9 protein-coding genes are annotated in these 10,310 nt (G+C 31.3%); 6 read left to right on the forward strand and 3 right to left on the reverse strand.

What is annotated here, in order from left to right:
- Together MHH69_RS19210 and MHH69_RS19215 are read left to right on the forward strand one after the other, a co-directional pair.
- Nucleotides 1–996, forward strand: a 996-nt coding sequence (locus MHH69_RS19210; RefSeq protein WP_341362999.1) for a DNA cytosine methyltransferase, incomplete at its 5' end; no start/stop codon positions are given.
- Between the two features lie 1,571 nt (nucleotides 997–2,567).
- A complete protein-coding gene (locus tag MHH69_RS19215) occupies nucleotides 2,568–3,509 on the forward strand; it encodes a tyrosine-type recombinase/integrase (protein ID WP_341363000.1) in 942 nt (313 codons plus the stop codon).
- Nucleotides 3,510–4,259: 750 nt separating this feature from the next.
- Here the strand turns inward: MHH69_RS19215 and MHH69_RS19220 are convergent.
- Together MHH69_RS19220 and MHH69_RS19225 are read right to left on the reverse strand one after the other, a co-directional pair.
- Nucleotides 4,260–4,700: a terpene synthase gene (locus MHH69_RS19220; RefSeq protein ID WP_122973612.1), complete on the reverse strand. Its 441-nt coding sequence runs from the start codon at nucleotides 4,698–4,700 to the stop codon at nucleotides 4,260–4,262.
- 9 nt (nucleotides 4,701–4,709) lie between these two features.
- Entirely contained in the window at nucleotides 4,710–5,189 is a 480-nt protein-coding gene (locus MHH69_RS19225) for a hypothetical protein (protein ID WP_122973611.1), read from the reverse strand.
- Nucleotides 5,190–5,810: 621 nt separating this feature from the next.
- On the opposite strand from MHH69_RS19225, the gene MHH69_RS19230 reads away from it, so the two are divergent.
- From MHH69_RS19230 to MHH69_RS19240, 3 genes are all read left to right on the forward strand, one after another.
- Nucleotides 5,811–6,503, forward strand: coding sequence for a MerR family transcriptional regulator (locus MHH69_RS19230; RefSeq protein WP_122973610.1), 693 nt, complete (start codon nucleotides 5,811–5,813; stop codon nucleotides 6,501–6,503).
- Nucleotides 6,504–7,220: 717 nt separating this feature from the next.
- On the forward strand, nucleotides 7,221–8,225 hold the full coding sequence (locus MHH69_RS19235; protein WP_122973609.1) for a replication initiation protein: 1,005 nt from the start codon (nucleotides 7,221–7,223) through the stop codon (nucleotides 8,223–8,225).
- Nucleotides 8,226–8,433: 208 nt separating this feature from the next.
- Nucleotides 8,434–8,988: a site-specific integrase gene (locus tag MHH69_RS19240; RefSeq protein WP_341363001.1), complete on the forward strand. Its 555-nt coding sequence runs from the start codon at nucleotides 8,434–8,436 to the stop codon at nucleotides 8,986–8,988.
- Nucleotides 8,989–9,054: 66 nt separating this feature from the next.
- On the opposite strand, the gene MHH69_RS19245 is transcribed toward MHH69_RS19240, so the two are convergent.
- Nucleotides 9,055–9,984 carry a type II restriction endonuclease gene (locus MHH69_RS19245; RefSeq protein WP_158599743.1) on the reverse strand — a complete coding sequence of 310 codons (930 nt, stop codon included), beginning with the start codon at nucleotides 9,982–9,984 and terminating at the stop codon, nucleotides 9,055–9,057.
- A 146-nt stretch (nucleotides 9,985–10,130) separates the two neighbouring features.
- On the opposite strand from MHH69_RS19245, the gene MHH69_RS19250 reads away from it, so the two are divergent.
- The coding region (locus tag MHH69_RS19250) for a helix-turn-helix domain-containing protein (protein WP_341363002.1) at nucleotides 10,131–10,310 on the forward strand (180 nt) is incomplete at its 3' end.

The following is a 10,310-nucleotide window of genomic DNA, read 5'->3' on the forward strand; positions in this document are numbered from 1 at the left end:
TTTTCTCCTCCCGATAATCCTCGTTTTACAATGATTGATTTATTTGCAGGTATAGGAGGAATTCGATTAGCCTTTCAAAGGCAAGGTGGCTTTTCTGTATTTACCTCAGAATGGGATAAGTTTGCAGCTAAAACTTATAGAATTAATTATGGAGAAATACCTACAGGAGATATTACACAAGTGAAAACTGAAGAGATTCCTGAACACAATATTTTATTAGCAGGATTTCCGTGTCAGCCGTTTTCACAAGCTGGATTAAAAAAGGGGTTTGAGGATACTAGGGGAACTCTCTTTTTTGATATAGCACGTATTTTAAAAGATAAAAGACCGCAAGCATTTTTACTGGAAAATGTTAAACAGTTAAGAGGTCACGATAAAGGAAAAACGCTAAAGAAAATTTTAGAAGTTTTAAAAGAAGATTTAGATTATACCGTACATGTAGAGGTTTTACGTGCTGCTGATTTTGGAGTTCCTCAAAATAGAGAACGGATTTATATTGTAGGTTTTTACAATCCATTAGGTGGCATGGATATCCCATTTAAATTTCCTCAACCAACATTAGAGCCTACTAGGGTTGGAGATATTTTAGAAAGAGAAGTTGATGAAAAATATACAATTTCAGATCGATTATATCAAGGACATCTTCGAAGAAAGGAAGAACATAAGAAAAAAGGTAATGGCTTTGGTTTTTCCTTATTTAACGAAGGGAGCACTTATACGAATACACTTAGTGCGCGTTATTATAAGGATGGTAGTGAAATATTAATCGATCAAGGTCCAAATAAAAATCCTCGTAAATTAACACCTAGAGAGTGCGCTAGATTGCAAGGGTTTCCAGATGAATTTGTAATACCTGTATCAGATACACAAGCATATCGACAATTTGGTAATTCTGTAGCAGTTCCAGTAGTTGAAGCAATTGCAAGAAATATGGTAGATGCAATTGAAAACAGTGTAGGTTTCCAGTTTGTTAACGAAAATGAAATTATCTTTTAAAATCTATAAAAATTTAAGCAACTAAAGTGTGTATTTAGTAGTCAGATGAATGATATTTTTTGCTATAATTCTTTATAAGAAGTAACTTTAATTTATTTCATAACCGCAGTCGGCACTTTGGTATGAGGGTAAAGGTTACTTCTTCTCTTTTAAAAGAGAGTGATTAGTAAAAAGGTGAGAACATGGATTACCTCTATATTCTCACCTTTTTTCTTTGGAGCGTAATAAGAAAATAATTAAATGCACCTTTTTGGGTACGAAAAGTATATTAAATGCACCTTACTTAAAAATTAGGTGCATTTAATGCTGTTAAAATCATGCTTGAAGTATTGATATATCACAAATAGGCACGCTTTTTTTAAAAGGTGTTAAATGTGTTTATAATGTTTTTTAACTCCTTCTCTACTAAACTTTAATAATATATTTTTGTTCTCAAAAAGGTGCATTTAAGTGAAATAAGTTATTTGCAATGGAAAAAATAAGGTTCTGCAAAAATATTTAAAAAAGTTTCATTTTTGTGGAGATTTTTTTACTATAATTACTTAGGATTTATTTGTGAGGAATTACTCCCTTGGTATATATCGATGCGTTAATATAAAAATAAAAACTACAATTAAATTCCTTAACTAGATTTAAGAGTTAAAATTTAGTACAATAAAAGTGGATTTAACACAATAGTTGTCTTTTTGTGATTACACTTGTTAGAACAGAGCAAAAGTAATATTTTGGGTGTAATCTACCGTTCAGATTCTAATATTGAGGCTCACAAGCTAATGTGCTTTATTAGAAAGATTACGGATAAATGTTTATGCGAGATGTCGAATCAACAGTATTCGTATGAGCTTAGGCTTTTGTAGCCTTGTGGAATAGTTTTATGGGTATGGGTGAAGTATGCTTATTTTTAAAATTAAATAATATGGATGCTACGGCATTTTTAAAACGAGGACGGAAAAAGTTGTCGTTTTTTTTGCGTGCAAAAATTTAATTCAAGTTAATTTCATTTTGGCTGTAGAACACAAACAGCATGTCAAACGGACGGTGAAATAAAACAGAATTGAATTCGGATATGCGCTTCAAAATGGGATTTAAAAATTAAAAGAAAGGAAGAGAATCGATGGAAATGGGAAACAAATTACCAAATAGGAACAATGATGAACTATATATTTAACAGCGAATATGAAAACAACATGTTGCGAAACATGACAAAATCGCAAACTTGCAACTTGGCACGTCAGCCACTCGATACGAGGATTACTAATCGGTTGTAATGAGACCGAGTATGAGGTACTCACCCGAATGGGTATGTCTCAACTTTATTACTCAACACACATCATTTATAAAATCGCCCGTCTCTTTGCCGAAATTACATTTTTAAAATGTAATTTCGGCAAAGAGACGGGCGCCCAGCCGCCCAGCGATTCGATAACGAATCGTCTCGCAAAGTGCGAAACGGCTTGCTTTGGCAAGCCACGCTGCCTTCAGGCGCGTCACGGTTTTTAAGTGGGAAAACGGTGGGACGGTTAAATTTTATACTGGGTGGAATCTGTCTATTTTTAGAGGGGAGATTTTTGGTGACAAAAGGAAGCTCAGCTATTGAACAACAAATGAACAAACTTTTTAAACATACCAGAGCCGGATCTTATGCAACGAGAAATCGATATGCAAAGAGTTGTCGTTCCTTTATCCGATTTTTAGATGAACATTACCACATGAAAAATCTCCGGAATTTGCAAGATAAACATATCATTGCGTATGTTCAATACCGACAAGAACAAGGTATTTCTTCCAAAACAATCAAAAACGACTTAGGAGCGATTCGCTACATGCACGATTTATTACCGAATACGAAATATGAGTTAGCTAGTAACCTTGAATTGAAGCAAAACTATAATGTTCACTTAGAAAAAACGGTTGCTGTGGACGGTGATAGAGCATGGACCGAAAAGGAATATACGAATATGCTGCAGCTACTGTTTGAACAATCACGGACTAGTAAAATAGCAGCGATTACAAGAGACGTAATAATTCTAGAGAGAACAATGGGCCTACGAGTAGCAGAAGCTCTGTGTATGAGACGGTCACAAGCAGAAAGTGCATTACGCACTGGTATTTACCAGGTACAAAGTGAAGCGAAAAATGGACGGTGGCGCCAAGTACCCTTATCAGCTGAAGTAAAAGAGATGCTAATGGAGAGACTTCAAAAGATTGAACGTGGAGAACGTATATTTGTTTCTGAGGGTGAAAAAGCTCATCAAATAGTAAATCAAATAGAAAAGCATTTAGAACGTTACAGAGGACTTGTAGAAACGGCAGAAGGCCGCCAGAGACGTTTAAACCCAAAAAGTGAGGTGAAACCTCTTACTTTTCATGGATTACGTTATAACTATGTTCAAGAACGTATGGCTATAGAAATGAATAAAGGATATACGTGGAATGTTGCAGCACAAATTGTTACAAGAGAGGTAGGACACAATCGTATAGATGTAATTAAGATTTACACAAATGGGAAGTAAAATAGCTTAACATTTAATGGGTAAATTTACTTCCTTTATGGAAAAAATTTACTTATAACCATTTCCTAAACAACTTGGATAAAATTTTAGTAATAGATAAAAATAAGGAAAGGTAGCATAGTGCTACCTTTTCTTATTGGTTTGGCTCTCTTTAGATTTTACTTTTTTATAAAAAAATGATAGAGAAATTATTGAAGGAATAATGGAAAGATTCTATGAACTCATTTAATCAGGTTTGGACTTTTCCTTTTTAGTGTTAATTAAAGATAGTGGAAGATTATAATTGAATTTACATACATTTAAAAGGAGCAGTTAACCTTTTTTAGAGGATTTTATGCAAAAAATCCCGCATATTTTCTAAACACTTTTTTAGGATTAATAGTCCCAAAAATGACTTTCTTAAAATTGCACTCTTTTATATATTTTGGTGTAATATACTAATATTACAATAGAGAGTAAATATTTGGGGTGTATTCATATTGAAGAAAGACTTTATTTTACTATTTATCAGTTTATTAATAATTGTAGGTGTTATTATAGGTTTTCGAAATAAAGAAGTAGTTATAAGAGATGAATTAGAAGTAATATTTTCTATATTTTTAACTTTTATGACGAATCTGATTAATATTTTTTCATAAAAGCACTTTTTATAGTTTTTTTAAAAATTGAATAAATTAATTTTATAATCCCATTAAAAAAGCATCAAACATTGATATGACAACGTTTGATGCTTTTTGGACTTTAGTAATATTATTCTTGAGATAAATTTAACCAATTCTTTTCATGAATGGGTTGAATTTCATACTTAGATCCAACTATATCTAACATTCTTTGATAAGTTTTAATATCCCAAGAATCATCTACATGTTCATATAGGTCTTCTTGTACAAATTCTTGAATAATAAAACTTGTAACAGAACTAATATCTACTAAATTTCCAAAAAATTCTCTTAACATAATCGAATCATTTTTTTCTAAAGGTTCATCGGTTAAAAGATAAATTTTAAATACATTAACAATTTCATTTAAATCTTCTTCATCTAAAAAGCAAAGTGGCTCTAACTTTTTATCCTCTTCCGTAAAGGGTCCTCTAGTATCTTCAATAATAACATAAGCTAACACTTTATTTTCTTTATAGAAACGAAAAATTTCTAAATCTCTTAATCTTAATTTTCTATCGATTGAAATCATTTTTGCCTCCTATGCAAATATGAATCTAGGTCCTGCTTTAATTATTTGCCACACTGTTAATCCAGCGGCGGTAGCAACAGCTGCTAAGTAAATATACGGTTTAATTATTATAGTTTTCCACGAAAATTTACTTGCTTTATCTCGTTCCTTATCAAGCTTTTTCTGTTTTTCTAATGCTCGTTTATATTCTGATGTTTCTTTTACCTTTTTTTGTACAGTTTTAGGAACACCAGCTGAACTTAAAGTTTTATTATGACTTTCGCCACCTTTTACTGTTTCTGCCCCTTTAATACTACCTTTTTCTACGTGAACATGCCAATCATTATTTACCCCATCGACATGTGGACCATCAACACGGTATTTCCATCCAGGTGCCCCTGGTAAGGGTTTCATTTGTCCACTTGCTGAGGCTTCTCCTCCACCTATAACTAGGCATGATGTAATAGTTAAACAAAAAATCATAATTCCAACGAAAATCTTTTTTAACATAAAACACACTCCCTAAATATGTATATTGAGGTAATATTTTAACCACAAATATATTTATACCATTTTTTTCTATAAATGTTAATATAGATTTTATTAGTAGGTATAAAGGTGTCTGGAAAAAGAAAATAAATGAGTATAGTCTACTATGAATAGCAGACTGTTCTATCGAAGTTATAGAATCTAGTAAAGGGAATAACACCCAAAAAGGGAGCAGTACCTCTTTTTCTATTCTATTGAGGGAATCTCTACAATGGGTTCCCAACTTTTACAAGATAATTCTTTCTCCGATTCATCTCAGATCTATAAAACTTTATTTGAGGTTGAATTTCGATAACTATCGTTTGTTTTGTCGTTTCAGTATACTTTTCAATTATTGAGGTTTCTGTTTTAGTTTCTTCTTTTACGTCATAAATTAAGGAATCTATATTTGTTGCTAATTTTAATTGAATGTTTCTTTTTATAAAGTTTCTTTACAATATGTTCAATTATCAAAATAACACTAAGTAGAAGAAGAAAAATCCCGTATATTAATATTCTGTTGTTTCGTATAGGGAGAGTAGCTTATTCTTAAATAAGATCTATAATTTGCTTGATGAACGTGAAAATCAGGGGTGAATCGCTATGGAACGGAACAACGCTAAACAAGTTGCTGATATGCTTGGTTTTACAACAACAAATTTAAAATATTACGCTAGCTTGTTAGAACAAAATGGACTAGAAATTTACCGCAATACGCGTAATCATCGCGAATATACGCAACAAGACATCAAGATACTACGTGCCATGCAGTATCTAAACCGAGAAAAATCAATGCCTCTAGAAGATGCTGCTAGTTTCGTTATGTCTAGCGATACAGATATAGACGATATTCTCGCGCAAAAATTGGCGCCAGAAATCACTAAAAATGATGCGAATATAAGCATACTGAAGCAAGAAAGCGACAACCAACTTCGTTTGCTTACGCACCTTTCTTCACTATTAGCGGAACAAATAGCTATGCGTGAAGAAATAAAAGAAATGAAACAAACCTTTAAGGAGATTGCTATTACACAAAACGATTTTCAAAATATCCTACTGTCACTTGAACAGCAAAGGTTAGAACGTTTTAATATGATGATTACAGAAAGAAGAGTAATAAAAAAATTAGAAAAAGAAGCATTTGACCTGTGGTGTGAAAAGCCCTTAGAAGAACGTTTAATAAAGGTTGGCTGGTTCCGTAAAATTGAGGATGTCAATAAACGAAATAGTTTTATTAAAGAATATGTAGATAGACATTATGAAAAACGTATGAAAAAGGAATATGAATTAGATTAAATTATTAAATTTTATTTAAAAAGCTAGATTATTGGTTCTTGACTTATAATCTAGCTTTTTAAAAATATCAATAACAATTTTGTCTACAATTTAATTTATTATTTATTAATAACCAAATAAATAATTGCCTCCGTGATTTTTTTCAGAGTTTTTTGTATAAAGTCTTGTATATTTCGTCTGCAAAATATTTTCGAAATGAATTTGCTCCTGCTGGTTAAATGTAGAACATTCTTATTCCCATTAAAATGTTGAAGGTGTATAGACGGGCACTCACTCTTATTTTTTAATGAGTTGTGATCTGAGAGTTGTTTTCGAACTTCTTTAAGAAATTTTAGAAGGTCATATGTGTGAAAATTACTTAATTCTTTATAATTTTTGAAGCCATTTGAATTAATGAGTATATTTTACTATAAATAGTAGACTATTTTTTTATATAAATATCGAATTTGATTATCAAATATATAATTATATTTATTCTTTAAAAAATTAATTACTTTATTTATATTTGTAAATGCCATGAGACTTAGAACCACAATGGATTTCAAGATTAATTGTGTAAAAAACCTCCTTTAATTGTGTAAAAAACCTCCTTTAATTGTGTAAAAAAACCTCCTTAATTTGTGTATTTTTATGAATTAATACACAAATAACTATACCTAATTGTGTTAATTTAAGATAAAATACACAAATGAAGGTTTTAAATAAAGAGGTGATTTTTTGAGAAAAAATGAGAAAAAAAGTCTAATTAATTATGAAAATAGTATTTCAAAAAGCAATGAATTATCCATGGCAAAGCTAAATAAAGGGTTAACATTAAATCAAATGCAATTATTAGCTTTTTCAATATTTTCAACTCAAAAAAACGGTGTTACGGAGTTTCATAAAGTTGAATTTGAAAAGAAATTCGGAATATCCAAATATAAAACCGAAGATGCGATGGTTGATGCAGAAGCAATAACTAGCGTGAAATTTAGCTTTAGTGATTTAGAAAATAATAAATTTAGTTATTGGAATGTATTTCGAGGAATGAGCTACGATAATGGACTATTCAAATTTGTTTGGGCTGAAGAAATGATTCCCCATATTTTAGAACTTAAAGAAAAGTACATTACGATAGATTTAACGATTACATCCAAATTTAAAAGTGGATTTAGTTGGACATTGTACGATTATTTAAAAGCTCATTATGGATATTGGCATAAGTTAGTTTCTAAAGATGCTTTAATGCGTTTATTTGGGGTTGAAAAGAAAAAGACATATCAAAATACTGCTCAATTCAAACGAGGAGTTTTAGATGTTGCGATAGCTGAGATTAATAAGTTTACAGAACTTGAAGTACATTATAAAGAAATTAAAGAAGGTCGTTCTATTATTGGTTTTGATTTAATTTGGTCTAATGGTAAAGCCCTCGTTAGTGCGACAAAAAAGCAGATAAACGAGTTGAAAATTATACTTGATACAGTTTTTGAAGATGTTTTCCGTTTTACTAATTTAGATAATCGTGATGATCGAGAACGAGCGATTCAACTTGTACGTCAAACAGAAGAAATGAAACTATACATAGAAGAACCAATTAGTATTACAAAAGAACGTGCAAATGAGCTAATTGAGCAAGCGAATTGGATTTTAAAAGAACTTCAGTCATTAATGCAAAACGAAGAAAAGAAAAAGTCAATGTTTTATAACTGGCTTGAAGAGAGGGAGTCTGAAGAAGTAAAGTAAAAGCGAAAAGGACCTTCGTTTTTGAGGGTCTTTTTTGATTCAATTAATTTTTAATAAATCTTCTAGTATCCCTATATTTTCAATTTTTTATGAATGTATGAATTTAGATATTTTCGTACATTCAAATTATTGATTTCTCTAAATTTACGATGATATGATATGATAAAATACATTGAATGTACGTTATTGTATGATTAGGGGCGAAAAAATGACAAAAGAAAAGAATGTGCAGCCGTTAAGAACAGCTCAAGAAATTGGAGATATGCGATGGGCTTTAGAACGATATGCAAGCTCACGAGATCTGTTTTTATTTAATTTAGGGATTAATACGGGATTAAGGGTAAGTGATCTGGTCCCATTGAAAGTGAAAGATGTAAAGGAAAAGGTGCATTTGGTGATCACAGAACAAAAAAACGGGAAAACCAAACGGTTTATGCTTCCCAAAGCAACCAGGGAAATGATTGAAGACTATATCAGAGGTATGCAAGAGGAAGATTACTTGTTTTCAAGTAGAAAAGGAAATGGACCAATTAGTACAACCCAAGCGTATAGATCCTTACAAAAAGCAGCAGATGTACTTGGAAGAGATGATATTGGTACGCATACGATGAGAAAAACTTTTGGATATCATCATTACAAAAGGAATAAAGATGTTGCTACACTACAACACATATTTAATCATTCTGCACCATCTATTACATTAAAATATATTGGAATTACTGACGATGAAATCGATGCAACGATGGAGGACTTCTCTATTTAGAAAATAGAGAAGCCGAAAACATCCGTACAATTGTATATAACTTTGGTAGGAGTAATAAGCTACCTTTTATTTTAATTTTTTATAACAATATGTGCTTAGTTCTTCAAATATTTGTTGTTCATATGGATCTCGGATGTCCTTTAATCGAAGTTCTATGGTTTTAAGTTTTTGTATATAGTAATCAGCCGATAAATCTTTACGATTAATCCAAAGTTGATTTCTTTCTATTAACTCATAGAGGAATTGAGTTATACCATAAACGCTTAAATGTTTTTCATAGGTATTTACTTTCAAATCATCTGGAACTACTAATGTTATGTTATGGGAAGCTAAGCTTTCGATAGTATTTTTAGTAATCCCATTATCTAATGTTAAAAGGAACATTTCTTGGGCCCCAGTACGTTTCATTTCCTCTGGTACCTCTTGCCATCTTTCACGTAAAGAAGTCTTCATAGATATAAGCGAGCATTTCCTTTTTTCAAGGTTATACTCAATTACACCAGGAACTACGCAATCAACAAGTTTTCCTAGACGTTCTGTTTCAAATAAGTTGGATCCGATAACACCTTGGTTATCAAAATAGATACCAGCTCTAAGTAAAATAGCCTCAATAATCGCTTCAAACTCTTTTCCTGCTCGAGAGCGTCTGGAGTTCGTATTACTCTTAGATAGTTCAAATAGATGATCACTATATTTTTCTAAAAAGAGTCCTATAATTTCTGCTGCATTATTACTGTCATTTTTGTTAATCGCTAAATCTTGTTGTACTAAAATCTCTCCAATTTTGATATTAAGGTCTTTTTCATGCTGTAAATATGTACCCCAACATTCTGCTCTCAGTTCATAAAGAATTTCTGTAGCATTTTCTAAAAAAAAGGTTGGATCCTTTGAATAATAGGGAGAATTTTTTAATGCTTCATCAACTAATTCACGTGGTTTTGGAATAATAGTATTTCGATTTTTTCTAATTAATAATTTGAAATCCTCTAAATTCAATATTTTCATCTCCTTTTTCTTTGCCACTAACATATCACAATTTACTAATATTTAATTTATTTATCCAATAAAAATGGACAACACAAATACATGTTCTGTATAATATGTGTCATATTCAGGACAAAATGACCTTAAGGAGACACTTTATGAAGGCAGAAGAGATAAAAGAAAAAAGAATAAGATTAGGGTTAACACAAAAGGAATTTGCTGACGCTTTAGGTTTAGGTAGAAATGGGGATAGAACGTTAAGGCGTTGGGAAAATGGCGAATCTGAAGTTTCTCCATTAGAATTTAAAGCAATTATGAATTTTCCTGAGAATCCACCC

Source organism: Ureibacillus sp. FSL E2-3493, assembly GCF_038077515.1.
Classification (GTDB): domain Bacteria; phylum Bacillota; class Bacilli; order Bacillales_A; family Planococcaceae; genus Ureibacillus; species Ureibacillus halotolerans.

Coding starts and splice junctions, on each gene's coding strand:
- MHH69_RS19225 (WP_122973611.1), bottom strand. CDS start 5,189: ATGTTAAAAAAGATTTTCGTTGGAATTATGATTTTTTGTTTAACTATT.
- MHH69_RS19240 (WP_341363001.1), top strand. CDS start 8,434: ATGACAAAAGAAAAGAATGTGCAGCCGTTAAGAACAGCTCAAGAAATT.
- MHH69_RS19220 (WP_122973612.1), bottom strand. CDS start 4,700: ATGATTTCAATCGATAGAAAATTAAGATTAAGAGATTTAGAAATTTTT.
- MHH69_RS19230 (WP_122973610.1), top strand. CDS start 5,811: ATGGAACGGAACAACGCTAAACAAGTTGCTGATATGCTTGGTTTTACA.